Source organism: Nonomuraea sp. NPDC050547 (assembly GCF_044457345.1).
GTDB lineage: Bacteria > Actinomycetota > Actinomycetes > Streptosporangiales > Streptosporangiaceae > Nonomuraea.
In genome coordinates, this window is the sequence record NZ_JBITGW010000004.1 from 364,255 (window position 1) to 386,864 (window position 22,610).

25 protein-coding genes are annotated in these 22,610 nt (G+C 70.2%); 15 read left to right on the forward strand and 10 right to left on the reverse strand.

The annotated features are described in order from the left end of the window. The first annotated feature begins 162 nt into the window (after positions 1 to 162). The 3 genes from ACIBHY_RS12425 to ACIBHY_RS12435 are packed head-to-tail and all read left to right on the forward strand — an operon-like array spanning position 163 to position 2,288. Entirely contained in the window at positions 163 to 714 is a 552-nt protein-coding gene (locus ACIBHY_RS12425) for a MarR family winged helix-turn-helix transcriptional regulator (protein WP_397253289.1), read from the forward strand. Next, on the forward strand, positions 698 to 1,642 hold the full coding sequence (locus ACIBHY_RS12430; protein ID WP_397253291.1) for a tetratricopeptide repeat protein: 945 nt from the start codon (positions 698 to 700) through the stop codon (positions 1,640 to 1,642). Before ACIBHY_RS12425 ends, ACIBHY_RS12430 begins: the two co-directional genes overlap by 17 nt. Positions 1,643 to 1,658: 16 nt before the next feature. Continuing rightward, positions 1,659 to 2,288, forward strand: a complete 630-nt coding sequence (locus ACIBHY_RS12435) for an AAA family ATPase (protein ID WP_397253293.1) — start codon at positions 1,659 to 1,661, stop codon at positions 2,286 to 2,288. Here the strand turns inward: ACIBHY_RS12435 and ACIBHY_RS12440 are convergent. Further along, positions 2,263 to 3,405, reverse strand: coding sequence for a phosphatidylinositol-specific phospholipase C1-like protein (locus ACIBHY_RS12440; RefSeq protein ID WP_397306703.1), 1,143 nt, complete (start codon positions 3,403 to 3,405; stop codon positions 2,263 to 2,265). The genes ACIBHY_RS12435 and ACIBHY_RS12440 overlap by 26 nt on opposite strands. A gap of 175 nt (positions 3,406 to 3,580) precedes the next feature. On the opposite strand from ACIBHY_RS12440, the gene ACIBHY_RS12445 reads away from it, so the two are divergent. After that, on the forward strand, positions 3,581 to 4,990 hold the full coding sequence (locus ACIBHY_RS12445; protein WP_397189053.1) for an NAD-dependent malic enzyme: 1,410 nt from the start codon (positions 3,581 to 3,583) through the stop codon (positions 4,988 to 4,990). A gap of 58 nt (positions 4,991 to 5,048) precedes the next feature. Here ACIBHY_RS12445 and ACIBHY_RS12450 read toward each other — a convergent pair whose 3' ends face one another. Continuing rightward, on the reverse strand, positions 5,049 to 5,465 hold the full coding sequence (locus ACIBHY_RS12450; RefSeq protein WP_397253296.1) for a hypothetical protein: 417 nt from the start codon (positions 5,463 to 5,465) through the stop codon (positions 5,049 to 5,051). Positions 5,466 to 5,553: 88 nt separating this feature from the next. Beyond that, positions 5,554 to 6,927 carry an MFS transporter gene (locus tag ACIBHY_RS12455; protein ID WP_397253298.1) on the reverse strand — a complete coding sequence of 458 codons (1,374 nt, stop codon included), beginning with the start codon at positions 6,925 to 6,927 and terminating at the stop codon, positions 5,554 to 5,556. 67 nt (positions 6,928 to 6,994) lie between these two features. Here ACIBHY_RS12455 and ACIBHY_RS12460 point away from each other — a divergent pair, with 67 nt between their 5' ends. Then, positions 6,995 to 7,603 (forward strand): TetR/AcrR family transcriptional regulator, encoded by a 609-nt coding sequence (locus ACIBHY_RS12460; protein ID WP_397253300.1) that lies wholly within the window; start codon positions 6,995 to 6,997, stop codon positions 7,601 to 7,603. 57 nt (positions 7,604 to 7,660) lie between these two features. On the opposite strand, the gene ACIBHY_RS12465 is transcribed toward ACIBHY_RS12460, so the two are convergent. Further along, positions 7,661 to 8,368: a hypothetical protein gene (locus ACIBHY_RS12465; protein ID WP_397253302.1), complete on the reverse strand. Its 708-nt coding sequence runs from the start codon at positions 8,366 to 8,368 to the stop codon at positions 7,661 to 7,663. A gap of 112 nt (positions 8,369 to 8,480) precedes the next feature. Between ACIBHY_RS12465 and ACIBHY_RS12470 the strand changes: the two genes are divergently transcribed. Then, positions 8,481 to 9,059, forward strand: coding sequence for a YqgE/AlgH family protein (locus tag ACIBHY_RS12470; RefSeq protein WP_397253304.1), 579 nt, complete (start codon positions 8,481 to 8,483; stop codon positions 9,057 to 9,059). Here the strand turns inward: ACIBHY_RS12470 and ACIBHY_RS12475 are convergent. Then, entirely contained in the window at positions 9,056 to 9,670 is a 615-nt protein-coding gene (locus ACIBHY_RS12475; RefSeq protein WP_397253305.1) for a TetR family transcriptional regulator, read from the reverse strand. The two genes, ACIBHY_RS12470 and ACIBHY_RS12475, sit on opposite strands and share 4 nt — an antisense overlap. A gap of 147 nt (positions 9,671 to 9,817) precedes the next feature. Between ACIBHY_RS12475 and ACIBHY_RS12480 the strand changes: the two genes are divergently transcribed. Continuing rightward, on the forward strand, positions 9,818 to 11,413 hold the full coding sequence (locus ACIBHY_RS12480) for an MFS transporter (RefSeq protein ID WP_397253307.1): 1,596 nt from the start codon (positions 9,818 to 9,820) through the stop codon (positions 11,411 to 11,413). A 52-nt stretch (positions 11,414 to 11,465) separates the two neighbouring features. On the opposite strand, the gene ACIBHY_RS12485 is transcribed toward ACIBHY_RS12480, so the two are convergent. Next, a complete protein-coding gene (locus ACIBHY_RS12485; RefSeq protein WP_397306704.1) occupies positions 11,466 to 12,893 on the reverse strand; it encodes a cellulase family glycosylhydrolase in 1,428 nt (475 codons plus the stop codon). 63 nt (positions 12,894 to 12,956) lie between these two features. Between ACIBHY_RS12485 and ACIBHY_RS12490 the strand changes: the two genes are divergently transcribed. The 3 genes from ACIBHY_RS12490 to ACIBHY_RS12500 all read left to right on the forward strand — a co-directional run bounded on the left by ACIBHY_RS12490 (position 12,957) and on the right by ACIBHY_RS12500 (position 14,687). Continuing rightward, positions 12,957 to 13,454 (forward strand): hypothetical protein, encoded by a 498-nt coding sequence (locus ACIBHY_RS12490; protein ID WP_397253311.1) that lies wholly within the window; start codon positions 12,957 to 12,959, stop codon positions 13,452 to 13,454. Next, positions 13,451 to 13,708 (forward strand): DUF3039 domain-containing protein, encoded by a 258-nt coding sequence (locus ACIBHY_RS12495; protein ID WP_379609153.1) that lies wholly within the window; start codon positions 13,451 to 13,453, stop codon positions 13,706 to 13,708. Before ACIBHY_RS12490 ends, ACIBHY_RS12495 begins: the two co-directional genes overlap by 4 nt. 79 nt (positions 13,709 to 13,787) lie before the next feature. After that, positions 13,788 to 14,687, forward strand: a complete 900-nt coding sequence (locus ACIBHY_RS12500) for a zinc metalloprotease (protein ID WP_397253313.1) — start codon at positions 13,788 to 13,790, stop codon at positions 14,685 to 14,687. A 5-nt stretch (positions 14,688 to 14,692) separates the two neighbouring features. On the opposite strand, the gene ACIBHY_RS12505 is transcribed toward ACIBHY_RS12500, so the two are convergent. Then, positions 14,693 to 14,989 (reverse strand): hypothetical protein, encoded by a 297-nt coding sequence (locus ACIBHY_RS12505; RefSeq protein ID WP_397253314.1) that lies wholly within the window; start codon positions 14,987 to 14,989, stop codon positions 14,693 to 14,695. A gap of 79 nt (positions 14,990 to 15,068) precedes the next feature. Here ACIBHY_RS12505 and ACIBHY_RS12510 point away from each other — a divergent pair, with 79 nt between their 5' ends. The 3 genes from ACIBHY_RS12510 (at position 15,069) to ACIBHY_RS12520 (ending at position 19,238) form a co-directional block, all read left to right on the forward strand. Continuing rightward, a complete protein-coding gene (locus ACIBHY_RS12510) occupies positions 15,069 to 16,454 on the forward strand; it encodes an MFS transporter (RefSeq protein ID WP_397253316.1) in 1,386 nt (461 codons plus the stop codon). Positions 16,455 to 16,626: 172 nt separating this feature from the next. Continuing rightward, a complete protein-coding gene (locus ACIBHY_RS12515) occupies positions 16,627 to 17,355 on the forward strand; it encodes a hypothetical protein (RefSeq protein ID WP_397253318.1) in 729 nt (242 codons plus the stop codon). A gap of 134 nt (positions 17,356 to 17,489) precedes the next feature. Beyond that, positions 17,490 to 19,238: a DEAD/DEAH box helicase gene (locus tag ACIBHY_RS12520; RefSeq protein ID WP_397253320.1), complete on the forward strand. Its 1,749-nt coding sequence runs from the start codon at positions 17,490 to 17,492 to the stop codon at positions 19,236 to 19,238. A 15-nt stretch (positions 19,239 to 19,253) separates the two neighbouring features. Here the strand turns inward: ACIBHY_RS12520 and ACIBHY_RS12525 are convergent, their stop codons facing one another. The 3 genes from ACIBHY_RS12525 to ACIBHY_RS12535 all read right to left on the reverse strand — a co-directional run bounded on the left by ACIBHY_RS12525 (position 19,254) and on the right by ACIBHY_RS12535 (position 21,735). Then, on the reverse strand, positions 19,254 to 19,748 hold the full coding sequence (locus tag ACIBHY_RS12525) for a hypothetical protein (RefSeq protein ID WP_397306705.1): 495 nt from the start codon (positions 19,746 to 19,748) through the stop codon (positions 19,254 to 19,256). A gap of 106 nt (positions 19,749 to 19,854) precedes the next feature. Beyond that, positions 19,855 to 20,427, reverse strand: coding sequence for an isochorismatase family protein (locus tag ACIBHY_RS12530; protein WP_379609160.1), 573 nt, complete (start codon positions 20,425 to 20,427; stop codon positions 19,855 to 19,857). Positions 20,428 to 20,442: 15 nt separating this feature from the next. Further along, positions 20,443 to 21,735 carry a nicotinate phosphoribosyltransferase gene (locus ACIBHY_RS12535; protein ID WP_397253324.1) on the reverse strand — a complete coding sequence of 431 codons (1,293 nt, stop codon included), beginning with the start codon at positions 21,733 to 21,735 and terminating at the stop codon, positions 20,443 to 20,445. 46 nt (positions 21,736 to 21,781) lie between these two features. On the opposite strand from ACIBHY_RS12535, the gene clpS reads away from it, so the two are divergent. Together clpS and ACIBHY_RS12545 are read left to right on the forward strand one after the other, a co-directional pair. Then, positions 21,782 to 22,075: an ATP-dependent Clp protease adapter ClpS gene (gene clpS, locus ACIBHY_RS12540; protein WP_184965848.1), complete on the forward strand. Its 294-nt coding sequence runs from the start codon at positions 21,782 to 21,784 to the stop codon at positions 22,073 to 22,075. Between the two features lie 10 nt (positions 22,076 to 22,085). Continuing rightward, complete coding sequence (locus tag ACIBHY_RS12545; RefSeq protein WP_379609162.1) at positions 22,086 to 22,607, forward strand: DUF2017 domain-containing protein; 522 nt, start codon at positions 22,086 to 22,088, stop codon at positions 22,605 to 22,607. Positions 22,608 to 22,610 lie beyond the last annotated feature (3 nt).

Sequence of the window (22,610 nt, forward strand, 5' to 3'; positions counted from 1 at the left end):
GGTGTCCGGGCCGTCCCCACGGCTTCGTCCGAACTTTGCGCTCCACGTCACCTTCCGTGCGAGAACCATAACTGAGCGTGATGATTGAAGGCGGCGTTCTTGGTCAAGCTTGTGCGTCCGGCTGCGCTACGTAATCAGACGAACCAGCGCTAACGTAGCGCTGTGCCACAGCCGAAGCCGCTCAACCTGCCGTTCGATCCCATCGAACGCGCCGCCGAGACCTGGCGTGTTCACTTCGGGCCCTCTTCCGCCATGGCCGCCGTTACTTCGATCATGAGAGCGCATCAGATCCTGCTGTCGCAACTTGACTCGCTCCTTAAGCCTTACGACTTGACCTTCGCGAGGTACGAGGCATTGGTCTTGTTGACCTTCAGCAGAACCGGCGCGCTCCCGCTGTCGAAGATCGGCGAACGCCTCATGGTCCATCCCACGAGCGTCACCAACACGGTCGACAGGCTGGAGCGGTCGGGCCTGGTCACCCGCCTGCCCAACCCGCGCGACGGCCGCGGGGTGCTCGCCGAGATCACCGACGCGGGCCGCGAGGCCGTGCGCCGCGCGACCGCCGACCTCATGGGCGCGGAGTTCGGCATGGAGATGTACGGCGAGGCCGAGCTGAAGCAGATGTTCGACCAGCTGCGCACTCTCAGGGTGGCGGCTGGTGACTTCCGCACGTCCTCCATGCGGCAAGATGAGGAGCATGGCGGACTTCTCTAGGCCCGGGTCGCTCTACGGAGCGGTGGACTTGGGCGCGCGTAAGCAGGCACTGGAGGCGCAGGCCAGGCGGGAGGCCGCGGGTCCCCAGGCCGCGTCGGCGTCGGTGGCCGACGTCACCGAGGCGACGTTCACGAGCGAGGTCATCGACCGTTCGATGACGGTGCCGGTCATCCTCGACCTGTGGTCGCCCCGGGCGCCGGGCAGCGCCCAGCTCAGCCCCGCGCTGGAAAAGGTGGTCGCCGGGATGGGCGGCCGGGCCGTACTGGCGAAGGTGAACGTGGACGCCAGCCCGCAGATCGCGCAGGCGCTGCGCGTGCAGGCGGTGCCGACGGTGCTGGCGATCTTCCAGGGCCAGGCGGTGACCGGCTTCCAGCAGGTGCTGCCCGAGGCGGAGATCCAGCGCTGGCTGGATGAGCTGATGGGCGCGGTCGAGCAGTTCTACGAGGCCAACCCCGACGCCCGCCCGCAGCTTCAGGAGGACGAGGCGCAGGAGCCGCAGGCCCAGGCCGAGCCGCCCGCGGACCCCGACCTGCTGGCCGCCGAGCAGGCGATCGACAAGGGCGACCTCGACGAGGCCGAGGCGGCCTACCAGCGGCTGCTGGCCCGCGTGCCGGGTGACGAGGACGCCAGGATGGGCCTGGCCGGGGTGGGGCTGATCAAGCGCACGATGACGGCCGACCCCGACGAGGTGCGGCGCCGCGCCCAGGACCCTGCCGACGTCGACGCCCAGCTGCTCTCGGCCGACCTGGAGATGCTGGCCGGATCGGTGGACGAGGCGTTCGCGCGGCTGGTGGGCGTGGTCAAGCGCACCTCGGGCGACGAGCGGGAGAAGGCGCGCAGGCACCTGCTCGGCCTGTTCGACGCGCTGCCGGCCGAGGACCCGTCGCTCGCCAAGGCGCGCCGGGCCCTGGCGAATGCCCTCTTCTGACGTCTAACCTGGAGATATGCGGGTCGTCACGATTTCGGCGACGTACGGCACGGCCGGGCACCTGATCGGCCCGGCCGTGGCCGAACGGCTTGGTGTGCCCTTCGTCGACCGCGCGATCCCCAGCGCCGTGGCCCAGGAACTGGGCTGCTCGCTGGAGGAGGCGCTGGCTCACGACGACCGGGCGGAGCACGGCCTCGGTCGGCTGCTGTCCGGCGCGATGCGGCTGCCGACGGTCACGTTCGGCGGCGTGGACATGTACGTGCCCGGCGTCCTGCCCCTGGCTCCGGAGGAGTTCGTACGCAGGACCGAGCGCACGATGAAGGAGACGGCCCTGGAGACGGGCGGCGTCTTCCTGGGCCGGGCCGGAGCCGTGGTGCTCGCCGACCATCCCGGCGCCCTGCACGTACGGCTGGACGCCCCGCTGAAACGCCGGATCGCGCAGACGGCCACCCTCTCGGAGGTCTCCGAGAAGGAGGCGCGTCACACGATCGAGGACAACGACCGGGCCCGCACCGCGTACGTGCGGCACTTCTACCGGGTGGATCCGGCCGAGCCCTGCCAGTACCAGCTGGCCGTGGACAGCACGCTGATCCCGGTGCCGGTCTGCGTAGAAGTGATCGTCACTGCTGCCGAAGCCCTGGACTGACGTCCAGCCGGTGGTCGCGGCAGCCCCTCGGGGCGCTCACCGGGTTGCACCGGGCCGTGGCGCCGCCGGGCAGCTCACCCACGTACTCGGAGCCGTTGCGCGCCGACAGGCCGATGACGGGGAAGTCGGTGCTGACCATCTGGGCGCCGCTCTCCAGGGCCGACCGCAGCCGCGTGGTGTCGCCGGATCGGGCTTCGGTGAAGGGCACGTCCGAGCGGGTACGCACGTAGTAGCCCTTCTTCACGAACTCCTGGATCTGGGCGACGTTGGCGCCGAGCGGGTCGTTCCAGCCGATGAAGGCGGCGTCGGGGCGGCCGGGGCGGGAGTTGGTGAACAGCACCCTGCCCTCCAGGCTCGGCCGTCCTGACAGGTAGTGGGCCTGCAGGGCGGGGTCCTGGTTGTCCATGAAGAACATGACCTTGCCGCGGGAGCGGTCGAGGCGCGGCCAGCCGTACTTCAGGACGGACTCCTCGAGCGTGCGGCCGGCCCTGCGGACGCTGTCGGGCGTGATGAGCCGCTCGCCGGGGAAGACCGAGCGGATCTCCGCGTCCAGGGCGTCCAGCAGGGCCGTGTCCCACGGCGGGCTCTTGGCGCCGCCCATCGCCTCCTTGGCGGGGTCGGTGCGCTTGAGCTCGGTCAGGATGGTGATCGGCACGTGGCCGGGGTTGGCGTCGGACCACTGCTTGACCTGACGCAGGCACTTGACCAGCGACGAGCAGTTGGAGGCGTAGTCGTGGTCGCCCCAGTGCAGGACCTTGAAGCCGGGCTTGGCCAGGTCGGGGTCGGTCAGCGGGGGCAGTCCCGCGTCGCGGCGCACCAGCGGGCCGGCGTAGAGGCCGCCCTTGGGGTCGGGGAAGACGTCCAGCTCGATGCCGCGTACGTGCTGGGCGGCGAACTGGTTGGGGATGGCGGTGTGCGAGTACTGCAGATTCCACCAGTTGCGGTCGGTCCTGCGCTGGACGTCCTTCTCCTCGTCGGTCAGTTCCAGGTGGTAGCTGTTGTGCGTCGCCATGGTCTGGACGTGGTTGATGCGAAGTTCGTTCCCGGCCGCCGTCGCGGGCGCCGCTGTGGTCAGCAGGGCCAGCGCGGTGGCGGCCAGGAGGGCGGGGGTGCGCAATGGTGCTCCTCGTGCAGGGGTTACGGGACGACCCTTGGGGGACTGGATGAACATCCCGTAGCAACATTTCCTGATCTTTAGGGAAATATCCGGAAACAACAGCTGTGGGATCGTCCACTCGCGAGAAGTGGCACCATGGAAGGCACTCTTGGTCAGGCCCTGAAGGAGCGATGACGTGGCGACCGTTCCGAGTGTGTCTTACTCCATCACCGTGCGGCTGGAGGTGCCCGCCGGCGGCAAGGCCGTCAGCGCGCTCACCCACGCCGTGGAGACCGCCGGCGGCGTGGTCACCGCCCTCGACGTCAACACCGCGGGCCACGACAAGCTCCGCATCGACGTGACCTGCGCCGCGCGCGACACCGACCACGCGCAGGCCATCGTCGACCAGCTGGAAGCCATCGAGGACGTGGTCATCCACAAGGTCTCCGACCGGACCTTCCTCATGCACCTCGGCGGCAAGATCGAGATGAAGTCGAAGGTGCCGCTGCGCAACCGCGACGAGCTGTCGATGGCCTACACCCCCGGTGTGGCCCGCGTCTCGATGGCCATCGCGCGCAACAAGGAGGACGCGCGCCGCCTGACCATCAAGCGCAACACCGTCGCGGTGGTCACCGACGGCTCGGCCGTGCTCGGCCTGGGCAACATCGGCCCCGAGGCCGCGCTGCCGGTCATGGAGGGCAAGGCGGCGCTGTTCAAACGCTTCGCCGGCATCGACGCCTGGCCCATCTGCCTGGACACGCAGGACGTCGACGAGATCGTCCGCACCGTGCAGGTGATCGCCCCCGGCTTCGGCGGCATCAACCTGGAGGACATCTCAGCGCCCCGCTGCTTCGAGGTCGAACGCCGCCTGCGCGAACTGCTCGACATCCCCGTCTTCCACGACGACCAGCACGGCACCGCCATCTGCGTCCTCGCCGCGCTCACCAACGCCCTGCGCGTGGTCCGCAAGGAGATCGGCCAGGTCAGGATCACCATGGCGGGGGCCGGTGCGGCGGGCAACGCCGTACTGCGGCTGCTGCTGGCCGCGGGCGCCCGCAACGTCATCGTGTGCGACTACCTCGGCGCGGTCCACAAGGGCCGCGATGACCTCGACGAGTCGCTGCGCTGGATCGCCGAGCACACCAACGCCGAGGGCTACTCCGGCGACCTGCGCGGCGCGGTGAAGGGCGCGGACGTCTTCGTGGGCGTCTCGGCCCCCGGCATCCTCAACGGCGACGACATCGCCACCATGGCCGACGACGCGGTGGTCTTCGCGCTGGCCAACCCGGAGCCCGAGGTTCAGCCCGACGACGCCCGCGAGCACGCGGCGGTCGTGGCCACCGGCCGTTCCGACTACCCCAACCAGATCAACAACGTGCTCGCCTTCCCGGGCGTCTTCCGCGGCCTGCTCGACGCGCAGGCGGGCGGGGTGACGCAGGAGATGCTGCTGGCCGCCGCGGGCGCGCTGGCCGCCGTGGTGACGCCGGAGGAGCTGGGGCCCAACTACATCGTCCCGAGCGTGTTCCACCCTGACGTGGCCACCGCCGTCGCGGCGGCGGTCCGCGAGTCGGCCGGCGGCCGGGCCCGCGGCTTCACCGAGGCCTGATCCATCTGGTGGGCCCGCACGGGAGCTCTCCATCCCGCGCGGGCCCGGCTCTGGCCGGTTAGAAGACGCCCGTCACCGTGTTCGACCGGATCTTCTTCGTGACGCCCGTGGACCGGTCGAAGACCTGGGCGATGGCGAAGATCTCGTCCGGCTCCACCGGGTCCTCGTCGAGATCTGCGCAGGCCACCGTGAACACGGCGGAGTAGTCGCCGTTGAGCGCGGTGGAGAAGGGGCCCTCCCTGACCAGCTCGTCATCGCCGAACAGGTCCTCGCCGAACAGGCGGATGGCCAGGTTGTCCCGCTCCGTCGCGCCCACGTGGGCGTGGCCCTTGACGGTGACCAGGCACTTGACGTTGGTGACCTTACTGATGACCAGCAGCGCGCTGTCGGGCGCGGCGTTGGCCGCCCCCGAGAGGGCGGCCAGGGAAAGGGCGCCGGCCGCGAAGAAGGCGGCCAGTCGGCGTCCAGTGCGCATATTGTGCTCCATAGGCCGGGCGGGCTCCGCTGCCCGCCGTCGCTCCTAGGGCGTTCCGGTACGTGCCACGGCGTTCCGCCGCGTTCCGTCAGACTCTGCGGATGAGGGTGGCGGCCAGGGCCAGGGCGGCGTTGACCAGGACGGCGACTGTCACGCCCTGCAGGACCGTGCCCATCGCGGCGGTGGCGACGGCGCTCATCACCGGGATGCCCATCGTGATGCCGACCTGCTGGGTCATCGTGGCCAGGCCGGTGGCCAGGCCCTGCTCCGAGTCGGGCAGGCCGGAGGTGGCGGTCACCATGAACCCGACGATGGCCACCATGTTGCCGATGCCGCCGATGAAGGTGGCCACGAGCAGCAGCCAGATCCAGCCCTGCGAGGCGCCGAGCAGCCCGAGCGAGGCGGTGGCCACGCCCTGCACCGCGAACCCGGCCAGCAGCGCGCCCCGGTTGCCGACCCTGGACAGCACCCTGGGCGCGACCACACCGCCGATGACGGTGCCGACGCCGAGCACCCCGAACGCCAGCCCGGTCGCCAGCGCCGAGTAGCCGAGCACCTTCTGCAGGTAGAGCGTGAGCAGGAACACCAGCGAGGTCTCGGTGGCGAAGGCGAGCAGCCCGGCCAGGTTGCCCCACGTGACGGTGGGACGGGCGAGGATCGACACCGGCACCAGCGGGTACGCCGCGCGCCGCTCGACGAACCAGAACACCACCAGCAGCACCAGCCCGGCGGCCAGCGCGCCCAGCCCGAGCGGGTCGGCGAAGCCGTGCTCGCCGGCCCTGGTCAGCCCGTACACCAGGGCCAGGAGGCCGCCGGTCACGGTGATCGCGCCGGGCAGGTCCATCTTGGGCCGCTCCTCCTGGCGGCTCTCGGCCAGGACGGCGGGGGCGGCCAGGAGTACGGCCAGCGCCACGGGCACGTTGATGAAGAACGCCCACCGCCAGCTGAGCAGGTCGGTCAGCAGCCCGCCGAGGATGGCGCCCGAGGTGAACCCGGCCGACATCAGCGCGCCGTTCAGCCCGAGCGCCCGCTCGCGCAGCGGTCCCTCGCGGAAGGAGGTGGTCAGCAGCGAGAGCCCGGCGGGCGTGACGATCGCGGTGGCCAGTCCCTGCGCCACGCGTGCCGCCAGCAACATGCCCGGTGAGGTGGCCAGCCCGCCGGCCAGCGAGGACAACCCGAGCAGCGCCATCCCGGCCAGGAAGAGCCGCCGCCGTCCGAACAGGTCGGCGATGCGCCCGAACAACAAGGTGAATCCGGCCGCCGCCAGCGCGAAGGTGGTCGCCACCCACTGCAGATCCGCCAGCGCGAACCCTAGTCCCGAGCCGATCACGGGCAGCGCGACGTTCAGGATGGAGAAGTCGACGGCCAGCATGAACTGGGAGCCGAGCAGCAGCACGAGGATCAGCTTCTGCCGGGCGGTCATCCGGGCGGACGTGTGTGTCCGCTCCGCGAGTACGGTCATCTCAACCCCTTAATGGGTCATTCGTTCCGTTAAGATGGACACGAAGGTAACACACAAAGGAGCCTTAATGGAACAGCAGTCCCGTTTGGCTGGAACGGTACGCCCCGGCGGGCGCACGGCGCGTACCCGCGCAGCCGTTCTGGAGGCGACGCAGGACGAGCTGGTGGAGTGCGGTTTCCACGGCCTGAACATGGACCGTGTCGCGGCCAAGGCGGGCGTGGGCAAGACCACGGTCTACCGCCGCTGGGGCGATCCCGCCGGCCTCGTCACCGACCTGATGGCAGAACTCGCCGAGTCCTCGGCCCCGCACGCCGACACCGGCGGGATCGAGGGCGACCTGCGGGCCAACGCGCTGAACGTCCTGGGCGCGATCACCGACCCCCGCCTGGGCGCGACCTTCCAGGCCGTCATCGCCGCCGCGACCGGCAACGAGGCGGCGGCCGCGGCGCTGAGTGACTTCTACCTGCGCCGCATCCGCGCGTGGGCCCCCGTGGTGGACCGGGCCGTGGCCCGCGGCGAACTGCCCGAGGGCACCGACGGGACGGAGGTGATCAGGGCGGTCTCAGCGCCGCTGTACTACCGCCTGCTGGTCACCAGGGAGCCGGTCGACGAGCAGGTCGCCGAGCGCGCCGCCGCCCGCGCGCTGGCGGGCGCGCGGGCGGGTGCGTTCACGTGAGGGTGCGCGTACGGCTCAGCCAGAGGGTTGCCCCCGGGCCAAGGGGTTGGCCTCGGGCTAGAGAGGCGAGCCTGGGCGCCGGTAGTTCTGCCGGGGCCAGAGCGAGCCGTACCACCAGACGATGCCGCCGGTCAGGACGAGCCCGCCGGCGGTGGCCAGCTTGCCCATCAGGTCGGCGGGCGGCCCGGTGAAGGGGAGCTCGTCGTCGTCGCAGTCGCCCCGGCGGCAGTCGTCCTCGTCGTCGTCCCAGCAGGGCTCACCGCGATCGCAGTCCTCATCGTCCCAGCAGTCCTCGCCCCGATCGCAGTCCTCGTCGTCCCAGCAGTCCTCGCCGCGGTCGCAGTCGTCCCACTCGCGGCCGCGGTCCCAGGCGCGGCGGTGGTTGCCGCCGCACTCGTTGCTCACCTGGTCGCGGGAGACGAGCTTGTCGCGCGAGTCCTGGGTGGTGTAGAAGGTCTCGATCTCGACGCGGCGCTGGTGGCCGAGCTTGATGCGCTTGGTGTAGTTGCGGCGGGCTTCGAGCGTGCCGGTGTCGACGGTCTCGTCGTCGCGGGTGATCTGGAAGTCGGCCTGGTAGTCGCTGGTGCTGCGGAGCCGGACCTCCACGGTCCTGTTGCCGCAGTCCGGCCTGCCGACGTGAACGGTGAACGGCGAGTCGGGCGACGGCCGTTCGGGCGCGGAGGCCGCGAAGGCCGCCGAGGTGAGGAGCAATGCGCCCAGAGGGGCCGCCAGTGCTGCCAGAGTGAGGCGGGTGCCAATGGTCATAGCTTCCCCCAGCATGGTGATCTTTGCTACCTACAGTGCCCGTTTGATAGCACTGCGTAACATCAGTAACCCGGGGCAGCGGGATGGCCTACTCCTCCCTCATGATGGAGGTATGGCGGAGGCGATCTACGTGGGCGGGTTGTTGGTGGCGACTCCGCTGCTCGACGACCCGAACTTCCGGCGTAGCGTCGTGCTGATCTTGGAACACGACCTCGACGGCGGCACGCTCGGCGTGGTGCTGAACCGGCCGAGCGACGTCTCGGTGACGCAGGTGCTACCCGTCTGGGACCCGCTCGTGACCGGGCCTTCGGTGTTGTTCGAGGGCGGTCCGGTGCAGACGGACAGCGCGCTGGCGCTGGCGGCGGTGCCGAGCGGGGAGGAGCCTCTGGGCTGGCGGCGCCTGCACGCGGGCACGCCGGCGGTCTCCCGCCTCGGCACGGTGGATCTGGACGCGCCGCCGGAGATCCTGCAGGGCGAGATCGCGCAGATGCGGATCTTCGCCGGCTATGCGGGATGGAGCGCCGGCCAGCTGGAGACGGAGATCGCCGAGGGCCACTGGTACGTCGTCGACTCCGAGGTCGGCGACACCTTCCATGACGATCCCGGCACGCTGTGGCGGCGGGTGCTCAAGCGGCAGCCGGGCGAGCTGGCGTTCGTGGCCACCTGCCCGGACGACCCTTCGCTGAACTAGGTGTCCCAGCCGGGCTTCAGCGAACGTTCGGCGATCGCCAGCGTCTGCTCCATGCGCTCGACGATGGCCCGCACGTTCGTGGGCTCGTAGGGGCACTCGAAGCCGACCCGCATGGTGGCCATGGCCCAGGCGACGATGAGGTGGGAGAGCTGGTCGGCCGGGTCGACGCCGCGGCGGCGGGCGATGATCTCGGTGAGGCGCAGCTCGGTCGCGGCGCCGCGGGCGACGGACTTGCCGACGAGGGCCGGGTTGTTCTCGAAGAGTTTGCGGAGTTTGAGGAACCGCTCGGCGTCTTCGGGCGTTGAGCCCTGCATGTCGTGAATCACCGCACGCAAGGCGTGTGTCAGCGAGGTGAACGGCGGTTCGTCCGCCGGCCGGCTGTTGAGGGTCTCCGTCATCGTCTCCTCCCCCTGCTCGTGGAACCACAGCGGGATGGATTCCTTGCTGGAGAAGTAGCGGAAGAACGTCCGGGGCGAGACGTCGACGACCCCCGCGATCTGCTCGACGGTGGTGGCGTCGTACCCTTGTTCGAGGAACAGGTCGAGCGCCACGTCGAGAAGAGCGAGGCGCGTCTTCTCCTTCTTGCGTTCGCGCAGTCCCACAGTCGTCACTCCCTCGAAACCTTCCTGTCACAGTATGACATAAGTCATCGTCTGCCGATTAAAACCCGTTTGTCATTTGTCATCGTATGACATAAGTTACCTGAGTCTTAGGTTACTTATGCCCCGATGTGGGGTGGCTAGCGTAGGGGGACTCGAATGGCGGCTCACGCGAAGGCGACGGTGGAGGCACCGTCGCCCCCGGGCGGGGCTCAATCGGCAATCGGGGGGAATCCGTGGCTGACGCTGCTCGCGGTGTGTCTGGGCGTCATCATGGTGATGCTCGACGGCACCGTCATGGGCATCGCGGCTCCGGTCATGGGCGCCGAGCTGGGCGCGACGCTCTCGGACATGCAGTGGGTGACCAACGGCTATCTGCTCGCGCTGGCGGTCTTCCTGATCACCGCGGGCAAGCTGGGTGACATCTACGGTCACAAGCGGGTGTTCCTGCTCGGTGTCGCGGGATTCGCGATCACCTCCGCGGCCATCGCGCTGAGCGGCTCGGTCACCGCGCTGATCATTTTCCGGGTGCTCCAGGGTCTGTTCGGCGCGCTGCTGCAGCCGGCCGCGCTCGCGCTGCTGCGCTCGGCCTTCCCCAAGGAGCGGCTGAACCAGGCCATGGGCGCGTGGGGCGCGATCATCGGCCTGTCCAGCGCCGCCGGCCCGATCCTGGGCGGCCTGCTGGTGGAGAACGTCAGCTGGCAGTCGGTCTTCTACATCAACGTGCCGGTCGGCATCGTCGCGCTGATCATGGGCTTCGTGATCATCAAGGAGAGCCGCGCCGCGAGCCTGTCCAGGATCGACTGGCCGGGTGTGGTGCTGCTGTCCGGCATGATGTTCTCGCTGGTCTGGGCGATCATCAAGGCTCCCGAGTGGGGCTGGACCGACGCGAAGACGCTGATCTTCGCCGCGGTCTTCGTCGTGTTCGCCGCTTCCTTCATCTTCTGGCAGAGCCGGGCCAAGCAGCCGCTGGTCCCGCTGTCGCTGTTCAAGAACCCGTCCATCTCCATCGGCACCGTGCTGATGATGATGGTGGCCTTCGCGATGTTCGGCGCCATGTTCTTCCTGGGCTTCTTCTTCCAGGGCGTGCACGGCCTGTCGCCGCTTGAGGCGGGTCTGCGCATGCTGCCGATGAGCGCCGGCATGATCGTCGCCTCGCCGCTGGCCGCCATGGCGATCGGCAAGCTCGGCCCGAAGATCACCATGGCCGTCGGTCTGCTGATCACCGCTTCGGCGATGTTCCTGATGTCGCAGCTGAGCATGGACGCCTCGTTCGTCGAGAGCGGCCTGCCGTTCCTGCTGCTGGCCTTCGGCCTGTCGCCGGTCTTCGTCGGCGCCACCGAGATCATCGTGGGCAACGCCCCGCTGGAGCTGTCCGGCGCGGCCGGTGGCATCCAGCAGTCGGCCATGCAGGTCGGCGGCGCGCTGGGCACGGCGATCCTCGGCGCGGTCATGGCCGGCACCATCTCCGACAAGCTGCCCGGCTACCTCGGTCCCGCCGCCGCCGCGCTCAAGCCCGCGGAGCTGGAGGGCCTGGAGAAGGCCGCCGCGTTCGGCACCGTCCCGCCGCAGGCGACCCAGGGCATGGAGCAGCCGATCATCGACGCGCTGACCAACGCCGTGCACCTGGCGTTCATGGACGGCATGCACACCGCGTTCACGGTCAGCACGATCGTCGCGGTCATCACCGCCGGTCTGGCGCTGTTCGTGCGCTCGGGCCGCAAGATCGAGGGCGAGCCGGTCCACATCGGCTGACCAACCCCTTCATCGACGGCGTACGGCTCCCGCCCCGGCGGGAGCCGTACCGCTATCTGGGGGTGATGACCAGGTCGAGGCGGCCGGAGGTCTTGGTCCTGACGGTCAGCACGCGCGTGGCGGCATCCCAGGTGGCCTCGCCCGTGGAGGCCTTGCCGCCGTTCGGGAAACCCTTGCCCGGCAGGTAGACCTCGGTGGCGCCGGTCTCGTTGGCGTCGAAGGTGATGGTCAGCTTCACGGCCTTCTCGTCGTAGGCGATCCGCAGCGGGACCCCGCCCACCGCCCTCGGGTACGGCCGCGCGTACGCCTCCACCAGCGGGCCCGCCCTGCCCTTGTCGTAGGGCCCCCAGGGTCCGTCGTCGCGCGACCAGTAGGCGCGGCCCATGGCGTTCTCGTCGGTCACGTCGAGGATGCGCTCGACCAGGTCGGTGGCGCCCGGCCTGGTCATGTCCAGCCCGAACTCGCCCAGCACGATCGGCGCCTTCATCCGCTCGGCCGTGCGCAGGATGTTGTCGCGCCACCAGCCGAGCGTGCGGTCGGTCCACTCCTTGGACCCGGCGGTGTAGTCGTCGCCCAGGTCCAGCGGGAGCGGGTAGAGGTGCGGCGCGAAGGCGATGCGCGCCGGTCCCGTGCGCGGGTCGTCGAAGGCGGGCAGCGCCGAGGGCAGGCCCCAGTTGACCCCGACCGCCTGCGGTTCGAGGAAGATCCAGCTGTCGGGGTCGACGCTGCGGATCTCGGCGATGGACTTGCGGTAGAGCGTGGCGAGCGGGCCGGTCTCGAACGCCGCGGCCTGCACCGATCCGCCCCAGGGTTCGTTCATGAGGTCGTAGCCGATGACGGCGGGGTCGTCCTTGAAGCGGTCCGCGACGGCCTTCCAGGCCTTGGCGTAGCGGTCCATGAGCTCGGGGTGCTCGCCCGTGGTGTTCCAGAAGTGGTCGAAGGCGCGGATGACGCCGGGTTCCAGGTAGTACATCTCCCAGGTGGGCTGGTCGGTGGCGACCGGCAGGCCGTCCATGAACGTGGCCCACTGGGGCGCGCCGTTGCCCGCGACCTTGGAGGGGGTGATGCCGTTGCCCCACAGGTCCTGGTGCATGTCGAGCATGACGTGGTAGCCGCGTTCGCGGTACCAGCCGATGCGCTCAGCCACCTTGTCCAGATATTTCGTGTCATAGGTGCCGGGGGAGGGCTCCACGGCACGCCATTGCAACAGGAAGCGGACGAAGTTCGTCCCCATGTCCCGGTACTCGCGCTCCACGTCCGCCTCGGTCAGCTTCGGCAGGCCGTCCGGCGTGCTCTTGGCGCTGCTTGCGGTGTTGAACCCGTGCAGGATCAACGCCCGTCCCGCGTCGTCGGTCACATACCTCCGCGCGGGCTGCGGCGCGTCCCTCGCCGCTGCGGCGACGCCGCCTCCGGCCACGACCAAGGCCACCACGGCACCTGCGATCCACCGCGCACGCTTCATCTCATCGAACTCCGGCATCCGAGGGGTTCCCCGCGTCTGGGGTCTTCCGCCACAATCTTGATGGCCGCTAGCCTGCCGAACATGAGCTTTGGTCGCAATAGCCTTCCGGCGATCGTCACCGCGTTGCTCGCGTTGTTCTTCGGCCTGTTCGGGACCTGGCTGGTGACGCGGATCGGGTATCTGGCCGTGCCGTCCGCCGTGGGCCTGCCGTACGGGCTGCCGGGGCTGCGGGTGACGCCGGTCGGCGAGACGCCCTGGCTCTTCCTCCTGACCGATGTCGGCGCGGCGCTTGTCCTGGTCGCCGTCGTGGCCGGCACGCGGCGCGGATTCTGGGCCACCTGGGGAGCGTTCGTGCTGGGCACGGCGCTGGCGGGCCTGCTGCGGGCCGCGGTCTCCGCCCTCTCGGCCGAGGCCGGGCTGGGCGCCTACGCGGGATATCTGGGGGGCGGGCTGGTGGCCGGGCTGCTCTGGGGGATCGCGCTCGGGTGGATCGCCGGGCTGGCCTCGCTGCCGCGGCGGCGTGCCGTACGGGTCCGGGAGGGTGGGCACTTGCCCGCGGGCATAAACTCGATGGGGTGAGCACGAAGATCCTCCCTGAGCAGAAAACCACGCCGCAGACCTCGCACGGCGACGGGGACCACGAGCGGTTCGCGCACTATGCCGACAAGCGCAAGATCACCGAAGCCATGGTGACGGGCACGCCGATCCGTGCCCTGTGCGGCAAGGTGTGGGTGCCCAGCCGTGACCCCAAGAAGTACCCGGTCTGCCCGGAGTGCAAGGAGATCTACGAGGGGCTGCCGATCGGCGGCGGCGACGGCGACGACAAGCAGTGAGTGTTGATCACGGGTGATCGCCCCCGGTAGGGCTACGGTCGGGATGTCCTGACCCGCTCATGCCGTATCGGGGGAGTGCATGGCCCGGCGTGCGACCGCCGTTCTGTTGGTGTGCCTGCTCGCGGCCGTGCCACCGATCGACCACTCTGCCGCTGCCGCCGCGTCCTGCGAACGGCCCGCCGTACCCCGGCTGAAGGGGGAGCGCCCGCCCGACGTGCGCGCGCCGCACGTGCGCGAGCCCGATCCGCGGCAGGTGCGTGAGGTGCTCGCCGAACTCGGCGAGCGGCTCGGCGACACCAAGCCGCCGACCTCGATCATGATCCCGACCTGGGTGCACGTGCTCACCGACGGACGTCGGCGGGCGCCCGACGAGGCCGTGCGCTCACAGATCGCCGCGCTCAACTCCGCGTACGGCGGGCGGTTCGGCGGTGTCGACACCGGCGTGCGCTTCCGCCTGGACGGGATCACGCTCACCCGCAACGCCTCCTGGTTCGGCGACCCCCTGGGCCACGAAGCGGCGATCAAGGGCCATCTGCGCAAAGGCGGCGTGCAGACGCTCAACCTCTACATCGGCCAGCTCAGCGAACTCGTGCTCGGCTTCTCGACCTACCCCTTCTGGTACGCCTCCGGCCCGCGCCTGGACGGCGTCGTCGTCGACTGGCGCAGCCTGCCCGGCGGCGCCCTGCGCAACTTCGACCTGGGCTTCACCGGCGTGCACGAGATCGGTCACTGGCTCGGGCTGTTCCACACCTTCGAGAACGGCTGCGAGGAGCCCGGCGACGGCGTGGACGACACGCCCCCCGAGGCGCTGCCGACCGAGGGCTGTCCGGGGGTCAAGGACACCTGCCCGCTGGGCGGGGCCGACCCGATCCGCAACTTCATGGACTACTCCTACGACCGGTGCATGAAGGAGTTCACGCAGGGCCAGGCGGTCAGGATGCACGAGATGTGGGCGGCCTACCGCGGCACGGAGACCTGACGGGGCTACACGAACGACAGCAGGGAGACGGCCAGACCTGCGGCGGCGAGCAGCGCGCTCGCGCGGCTGCCGCCGGTACGCCAGGTGGCCAGCCCCGTGAGCAGCCCGCCGAGTCCGAACAACAGGCCGACCAGGCCCGCGATCAGGCTGAACGGGTTGGGCGCGTAACCGGCGGCCATCCAGCCGCCGGGAACGAGGGCCCAGACGGACTCGCCGGCCAGGCCGGCGAGCCCGGCGAGCAGCGAGCCGCCGCCCAGCAGAGTGCCGGGTTCGGCCCGCTCGGGCTTGGTGGAAGATCGCATACGGCCATCCTCCCTGGCTACCGGGTTGTGGCCGCAACGCCGGGGTTACTTTGAAGTGAAAAATGGTGACATCTAGGATATGGGGGTGACAGCACCGAAGACTCTGGACGCTCCAGTCGACCCACCCCGTATCTTCGGGCCCGCCTACCGCACGGCCACCCTCGGCATCCTCCTCGTCGCCACCCTCATCGCCTTCGAAGGCATGTCCGTCGGCGTCGTCATGCCCCAGGTCTCCAAGGACCTGCGCGCCGAGGAGCTGTACGGCATCAGCTTCTCCGCCTTCCTCATCGCCAGCCTGTTCGCCAACGTGGTGTCGGGGCTCTGGTCGGACCGGCGCGGTTACACCGTGCCGTTCCTGGTGGGCGTGGTGCTGTTCGTCGCCGGGATGGGGCTGGCCGGGGCGGCGGTGAGCAAGGAGATGTTCATCGTGGCGCGGGCCGTACAGGGGCTCGGGGCGGGGACCACGATCGTGGCGCTGTTCGTCATGATCGCCCGGGTCTATCCCGCCGAGGTGCGTCCCAGGGTCTTCGCCGGGCTGTCGGCCGCCTGGGTCGTGCCCGCCATGGTCGGACCGGCCATCGCCGGCTTCGTCGGCGACCGCTTCGGCTGGGAGTGGGTCTTCTACGGCATCATCCCGCTCGTCGTGCCCGCGCTGATCATGCTCGTCCCCGCCCTGAACAGGAAGCCCACCGAGGAGGCGGTCCCCTCGACCGGCCCGCGCTCCCGGCCGGGCCTCATGGCGCCGGCCGCCACCTGCGCCGCCGTGGGCGCCGGCGCGCTGCTCTACGGCATCCAGGAGCACACGGTCGGGAGCGGGCTGATCGGCGTGGCAGGGCTGGCCGCGCTCGGCTACGGCCTGTACCGCCTGCTGCCGCCGCACGCGCTGCGCTTCGGCCGGGGCCTGCCCACCACGGTCATGATGCGCGGACTGTTCTCGGCCGCCTTCTTCGGCGTCAACGCCTACATCCCGCTCGCGCTGCAGGAGGTCAAGGACTTCGACGCCACCACCGCCGGCATCGCGCTCACCACCGGCGCCCTCGGCTGGTCGACCGGCTCCTACCTGCAGAGCCGCCGCGACGCCCCGCCCCACAAGCGCATCCGGCTGGGCGCCTTCTGCGTGATGATCGGCGTGCTCCTCACCATGCTGTCCGTCCTCCCCGGCGTCACCGGGTGGGTCGCGGTGCCCGCCTGGATCGTCGCCGGCTTCGGCATGGGCATCGGCATGACCACGGTCAGCGTCACCGCGCTCAAGCAGTCGCCGCTCAACGAGCAGGGCGCCAACTCGGCCGCCCTCTCGGTCACCGACATGCTCGGCTCCGCCCTGACCATCGGCGTCGGCGGCGCCCTGGTGAACATGATCGGCCACGCCCCTTCACAGATCGCGACCGGCTTCATCGTCATCTCCTGCCTCATGGCCGCCATCGCCCTGGCCGCGACGCTCCTTTCGGTCCGTACCGCGACCTGATCGCGCGGAATGAGCGGGCGGGTCGCCGGGTAAGCACTGATCGTGCCCCCGCCGGTGACGCGTGCCCCGCCGTACCCCTCAATCGCCTAACTTTCCCCTCCCGTCCCAGCGATCGCGGATCGCCGGAATCGTCGGCGGGAGGAGTGATAGGACAGCGGGACGAGGAGGTGCGATGGAGGACGACGACCGCGTCTGGCCGCCCGGCTCGCCGCGCGGCACCCCTCCGCTGCCCGACGACCCCGACGAGCCGTGGAACCCCCCACTCAGGCGTACGGCGGGCCGCGACGTCGAGCCGCCGCCGTGGGAGTCGCTGCCCCCCTCCGCCCGCTACTACGGCAGGCCCGTGACGCCCAGCCCGGTGCGCCGCCGGGTCTGGCGCAGGCGCGCGGGGGCCGTGCTGGCGCTCCTCGTGGCCGCGGGGCTGGTCGGCGGGCTGGTCGTGGTCGTGTTCAGGATGGCGACCCCGCCGCCGGTGCAGGGGCGGCTCGTGGACGCCGTCGCCCAGGTGACGTTGACGTTGCCGCAGGGGTGGCAGGAGGGGGTCGTGGCGCCGGTCACCGGGTTCACCTCGGTGGCGCGGTCGGAGCGCGGGGTGGTGATGGCGCGGGCCGTACCGCACTCGGCGCAGGGGGCGCGCACGATGGTCGCCGACACCGCGCAGCTCTACTCGCGGCTGCTCCTCAAAGGGGACAAGGTCGACATCGTGGACGACCGGGCCCTGCCCCAGGGATACACGCGCGCGCTCCGGGCCGAATATCGGGATGTGGTCAACCGCCCTGCCTACTTGCGGGTGACTCTTCTCACGCGACCCGGGGGGTCCGTTCTGCTGGTCGGACTGCTCCAACCTGCGGATACCGCCTCAATCGAGGCCCTCGACACGGTGATGGCGAGCGTGCGATAAGCCGCGTGACGCCCAATAGCACGCAAGGATGAGGTTGGCCAGGATCCAGGTTCTACGGCACGTCTTGTCGGTGAGCCCGATTACTCTTGGGTCACTGTGAGAGAGCGAAGCACACGAACCCCAGGAGTGATGCGGTGAGTACGTTCGCCGCATCCCATCTGTCACCCTCCTATCCCGACAGGGCAGCATGGGGCACCGCGCCCAAGCTGAGGGCCTGGCAGCAGGAGGCTTTCGACCTCTACTTCAGGCGCGAGCCCCGTGACTTCCTCACGGTGGCGACGCCGGGCGCGGGCAAGACGACCTATGCCCTGCGCATCGCCAGCGAGCTCCTGGCCAACGGCGTGATCCGGGCGATCACCATCGTCACGCCCACCGAGCACCTCAAGCGCCAGTGGGCCGACGCCGCGGGCAAGGTCGGCATCAACATCGACCCCGAGTTCAAGAACAGCCAGGGCGCCACCTCACGCGACTACATCGGTGTCGCGGTCACCTACGCCCAGGTCGCCATGCACCCGGCGCTCCACCGCGCCCGCACCGAGGCGCGCAAGACGCTGATCATCTTCGACGAGGTGCACCACGCCGGCGACGCCAAGTCGTGGGGCGACGGCATCCGCGAGGCGTTCGAGCCCGCCACCCGCCGCCTCCAGCTGACCGGAACCCCGTTCCGATCCGACGACAGCCCCATCCCCTTCGTGGAGTACGCCGAGGACGCCGAAGGCTTCAAGCGCAGCGTCTCCGACTACTCCTACGGCTACGGCCCCGCCCTCGACGACGGCGTCGTCCGCCCGGTGATCTTCCTCGCCTACTCCGGCGAGATGAAGTGGCGCACCCGCGCCGGCGACGAGATCGCCGCCACGCTCGGCACCCCGCTCACCAAGGACCAGCTCTCCCAGGCCTGGCGGGCCGCGCTCGACCCCAAGGGCGACTGGATCCGCCAGGTGATGCAGGCGGCCGACCGCCGCCTCACCGAGGTACGGCGCGGCGTGCCCGACGCCGGCGGCCTGGTCATCGCCACCGACCACGAGGCCGCCCGCGCCTACGCCCGCCACCTGCGCAACATCAGCGGCGAGGGCGCCACCGTCGTGCTCTCCGACGACCCGGGCGCCTCCAAGAAGATCAAGCAGTTCGCCGTGTCCGAGGACCGCTGGCTCATCGCGGTCCGCATGGTCTCGGAAGGCGTCGACATCCCGCGCCTGTGCGTCGGCGTCTACGCCACCTCCACCTCGACCCCGCTCTTCTTCGCCCAGGCCGTGGGCCGCTTCGTGCGGGCCCGCAAGCGCGGCGAGATGGCCTCGGTCTTCCTGCCCTCGGTGCCGACCCTCATGGGCCTGGCCAACGAGATGGAGGTCGAACGCGACCACATCCTCAACAAGCGCCCCCCGGAGGACGGTCTCGACGACTCCCTCCTGCAGGATGCCAACCGCAAGAAGGACAACCCCGACGTCCTGGGCGACGAGCTGCCGTTCGAGACCATGGAGACGTCGGCCACCTTCGACCGCGTGCTGTTCGACGGCGGCGAGTTCGGCACCGGCGCCGAGGTCGGCTCGGCCGAGGAGGAAGACTTCATCGGCCTGCCCGGCCTGCTCGAACCCGACCAGGTCGCGACCCTGCTGCGCAAGCGCCAGTCCGACCAGCAGGCCGCCAAGACCAAGAAGGCCGAGACGGCCGCGCCCGCGCTGGCGCCGCACGAGCAGATGGCCGAGCTGCGCCGCGAGCTCAACGGCCTCGTCGGCGCCTGGAACCACCGCACCGGCCAGCCGCACGGCGTCATCCACAACGACCTGCGCCGCGCCTGCGGCGGCCCGCCCATCGCCCAGGCGACGGCCGAGCAGATCCAGGAGCGCATCACCAAGATCCGCGCCTGGGCCACCCAGCGCCGCTGACCGGACCCCGCCCCGCTACGGGGCGGGGATGCGGTTGTCGGTACGCCCGTCCACGGCCCGATAGGTTCCCGGCTTGGGCAGGGGGATCCTGAGGGAGGCGGAGCCGTCGGCGACGCGCACCGGGACGGTCGTGACGCCGGGATGACGGCCGGACAGCGGGCCTTCGTGGATCCACACCCGCAGCCTGTGGCCCTTGGGGCGCATCAGCACCTTCGCCGTGTCGCACTCGGCCGCCGAAGCCGGCCAGGTCAGCTCCAGGCTGCGGCGTGCGACCACCCGGGCGGTCGCGGGGACCGGGGCGCTCTCGGCACACGCCGCCGGCCGCGGCATGGTGTGGGAGACCACGACCGGCTCCGGGTCCAGGGTGTCGGCCAGGGCGACCGTACCCGACTCCAGCAGCACGAGCGTGACCAGCGCGCCGGCCTTGGCGAGGTTGCGGCCGCGGAAGAGCACCCAGAGGCTGAGCGGCGCGAGCACCAGCCATGCCAGGCCCAGGGAGATGGCGAGCATGAAAGACCCCAAGACGGTCAAGGAGAGTCGTGACTCTCCGTATGAGTTCGCGGACAGAGGGGTGTCGCCGTCTTGGATATCACATGACGTGTACTCTGCGTAGTCTCTAGCTACGGACCGTCGGGGCGCCGCGCAGATCGGCGCCCGCCTCGGTCAGGTCGGCGATCGCCTTGTCCGTGGTGGCGCGGGCCACGCCGGCCGTCAGGTCGAGCAGCACGGTCACCGCGAGCCCGTGCTTGACCGCGTCCAGCGCCGTGGCGCGCACGCAGTGGTCGGTGGCGATGCCGACCACGTCCACCTGGTGCACGCCGTGGGCGTTGAGCCAGTCGGCCAGGGAGACGCCGTCGCCCGACGCGCCCTCGAAGCCGCTGTAGGCCGCCTCGTGCGTCCCCTTGCTGAAGACCTCCTCCACCGCCGCCACGTCGAAGGCGGGATGGAAGTCGGCTCCCGGGGTGCCGGCCACGCAGTGCGCGGGCCAGGAGGTCACGTAGTCGGGCGACAGGGAGAAGTGCTCACCGGGGTCGACGTGGTAGTCGCGGGTGGCCACCACGTGGGCGTAGCCGTGGTCGGCCACGTGGCGGGTGATGGCCGCCGCGACCTCCGAGCCGCCTGCCACGGCAAGGCTGCCGCCCTCGCAGAAGTCGTTCTGCACATCGACGATGATCAGCGCCGTGCTCATACCGAGAACGATACTTCAGGCGAACTCCGTGGGGATGGCCGCATAGCCCCGTCCGAGGTGGAGGGCGTCCTGGGGCAGGCGGGCGATGGCCTCGCGATGGCGGTCGCGGGCCGCCTCCAGGGGCTCGCCGCCCACGACGACGCCGTCCTCGACCAGCGGGTGCAGCAGCGGGATGCCGCCCTCCGGCACCACGCCCTCCTTCGCCGACGTGGTGACCATCTCGGTCTCGAAGTGGCCGGTCTCGTCGAGCAGCCGGTAGGCGTGCTTGCGGCCGCCCCGCGACGGCTTGCCCACCGAGCGCTTGGCCACCGGCTCCAGCTTGCCGCTCGCGGTCTCCCTGGCCACGAGCTTGTACACGAGCGCCGCCGTCGGCACCCCCGACCCGGTCACCAGCGAGGTGCCCACGCCGTAGGCGTCCACCGGGGCCGCGGCCAGGGCGGCGATCGCGTACTCGTCGAGGTCGGAGGTGACCAGGATGCGGGTCTTGAAGGCGCCCAGCGCGTCGAGTTGCTCGCGCACCTCCTGCGCGGCGGCGGCCAGGTCGCCGGAGTCGATCCGGACCGCGCCCAGGTCGCTGCCGGCCAGTTCGACCGCGGTCCTGACGGCCTCGGGCACGTCGTAGGTGTCCACGAGCAGCGTGGTCGAGGCGCCGAAGGAGGCGATCTGGGCTTCGAAGGCGGACTTCTCCGAGTCGTGCAGGAGGATGAACGCGTGCGCGGCCGTACCGGCGGTGGGGACGCCGTAGGCGTGGCCGGCCATGAGGTTGGAGGTCGCGGTGAACCCGGCGAGGTAGGCGGCGCGGGCGGCGGCGACGGCGGCCCGCTCGTGCGTGCGGCGCGAGCCCATCTCGATGAGCGGCCGGCCCCCGGCCGCGTTGGCCATCCGCGAGGCGGCCGAGGCGATGGCGCAGTCGTGGTTGAGGATCGAAAGGATCAGGGTCTCAAGGAGTACGGCTTCCGCGAACGTGCCCTCGACCACGAGGATGGGCGAGGCCGGGAAGTACAGGTCGCCTTCGCGGTAACCGCACACGCTCCCGGAAAATCGGTAATCGGCGAGAAACGCCAGGGTCGACTCGTCCACCACCCGCTTGTCGCGCAGGTAGGCCAGTTCGTCCTCATCGAAACGGAAGCGCTCCAGCTCCTCGAGCACCCGTCCGATGCCCGCGACCACACCGTAGCGGCGCCCGCCCGGCAGGTGGCGGGCGAAGACCTCGAACACGGCCCGTCGATGGGCGGCGCCGCTGCGTAGCGCGGCCTGCAACATTGTCAGCTCATAGTGATCTGTGAGCAACGCAGTGCTCATGGTCATAGTCACGACTCGAAGACTACGGCCCAGATAGGGCAGACTCGGGGATGTGGGTAGCACCGCTCCAATCGCCGTCGAGCGTCCGTCAACGGACGTTCGGCCCGATCTGCCATGGGTGACGATCGTCTGGAATGACCCGGTCAACCTGATGTCGTACGTGACCTATGTCTTCCAGACCGTCTTCGGCTACTCGAAGGAAAAAGCCGAGAAGCTCATGAAGGACGTCCACCACAAGGGCAAGGCCGTCGTCTCCAGCGGCACGCGTGAAGAAATGGAACGCGATGTGCAGATTCTTCACTCCTACGGCCTGTGGGCGACGCTCCAGCCGGACTCGGCGAAGTGAGGCGGAACCGGTGAGCTCTGGCTTCAGCGCGCACAAGGACGGCGTGATCGCCGAGTTCGAGCCCGCGGAGGTCTCGATACTCAAGTCGCTGGTCTCCCAGGTGCTCGGGCTGGTCGAGCCTGGGCTCACCAGCGACGACCCGCTGGAGCGCGCGCTCGGCATCGGCGCCGCGCAGGCGCCGTCGGACCCGGTGCTGAAGCGGCTGTTCCCGAGCGCCTACGAGGACGACGAGGACGCGGCCGACTTCCGCCGCTATACCGAGGCGACGCTGCGCGAGGGCAAGCGCGCCGACGCGCAGACGATGCTGGACACGGCCAAGCCCGGCCGCAGCGAGCTCACGCCCGAGCAGGCGCAGGCGTGGCTGCGCTCGCTCAACGACGTACGGCTGGCGCTGGGCACACGGCTGGAGGTCACCGAAGAGGTGCACGACGAGATCGCGATGATGTCCGAGGACGACCCGCGCTACCCGGCCTACGTCACCTACGACTGGCTGACCTACCTGCAGGACAGCCTGGTGCGCGCACTCTGGTAGTTT

What these genes read in the sequence shown, in the direction of transcription:
- ACIBHY_RS12530 (WP_379609160.1), bottom strand. Translation starts at nt 20,427, where the DNA reads ATGAGCACGGCGCTGATCATCGTCGATGTGCAGAACGACTTCTGCGAG.
- ACIBHY_RS12450 (WP_397253296.1), bottom strand. Translation starts at nt 5,465, where the DNA reads ATGCGCACTGGACGCCGACTGGCCGCCTTCTTCGCGGCCGGCGCCCTT.
- ACIBHY_RS12500 (WP_397253313.1), top strand. Translation starts at nt 13,788, where the DNA reads ATGGCCCGGCGTGCGACCGCCGTTCTGTTGGTGTGCCTGCTCGCGGCC.
- ACIBHY_RS12490 (WP_397253311.1), top strand. Translation starts at nt 12,957, where the DNA reads ATGAGCTTTGGTCGCAATAGCCTTCCGGCGATCGTCACCGCGTTGCTC.
- ACIBHY_RS12430 (WP_397253291.1), top strand. Translation starts at nt 698, where the DNA reads ATGGCGGACTTCTCTAGGCCCGGGTCGCTCTACGGAGCGGTGGACTTG.
- ACIBHY_RS12465 (WP_397253302.1), bottom strand. Translation starts at nt 8,368, where the DNA reads ATGACCATTGGCACCCGCCTCACTCTGGCAGCACTGGCGGCCCCTCTG.
- ACIBHY_RS12485 (WP_397306704.1), bottom strand. Translation starts at nt 12,893, where the DNA reads ATGCCGGAGTTCGATGAGATGAAGCGTGCGCGGTGGATCGCAGGTGCC.
- ACIBHY_RS12515 (WP_397253318.1), top strand. Translation starts at nt 16,627, where the DNA reads ATGGAGGACGACGACCGCGTCTGGCCGCCCGGCTCGCCGCGCGGCACC.
- ACIBHY_RS12505 (WP_397253314.1), bottom strand. Translation starts at nt 14,989, where the DNA reads ATGCGATCTTCCACCAAGCCCGAGCGGGCCGAACCCGGCACTCTGCTG.
- ACIBHY_RS12470 (WP_397253304.1), top strand. Translation starts at nt 8,481, where the DNA reads ATGGCGGAGGCGATCTACGTGGGCGGGTTGTTGGTGGCGACTCCGCTG.
- ACIBHY_RS12460 (WP_397253300.1), top strand. Translation starts at nt 6,995, where the DNA reads ATGGAACAGCAGTCCCGTTTGGCTGGAACGGTACGCCCCGGCGGGCGC.
- ACIBHY_RS12510 (WP_397253316.1), top strand. Translation starts at nt 15,069, where the DNA reads ATGGGGGTGACAGCACCGAAGACTCTGGACGCTCCAGTCGACCCACCC.
- ACIBHY_RS12525 (WP_397306705.1), bottom strand. Translation starts at nt 19,748, where the DNA reads ATGCTCGCCATCTCCCTGGGCCTGGCATGGCTGGTGCTCGCGCCGCTC.
- ACIBHY_RS12480 (WP_397253307.1), top strand. Translation starts at nt 9,818, where the DNA reads ATGGCGGCTCACGCGAAGGCGACGGTGGAGGCACCGTCGCCCCCGGGC.
- ACIBHY_RS12455 (WP_397253298.1), bottom strand. Translation starts at nt 6,927, where the DNA reads ATGACCGTACTCGCGGAGCGGACACACACGTCCGCCCGGATGACCGCC.
- ACIBHY_RS12535 (WP_397253324.1), bottom strand. Translation starts at nt 21,735, where the DNA reads ATGACCATGAGCACTGCGTTGCTCACAGATCACTATGAGCTGACAATG.
- ACIBHY_RS12435 (WP_397253293.1), top strand. Translation starts at nt 1,659, where the DNA reads ATGCGGGTCGTCACGATTTCGGCGACGTACGGCACGGCCGGGCACCTG.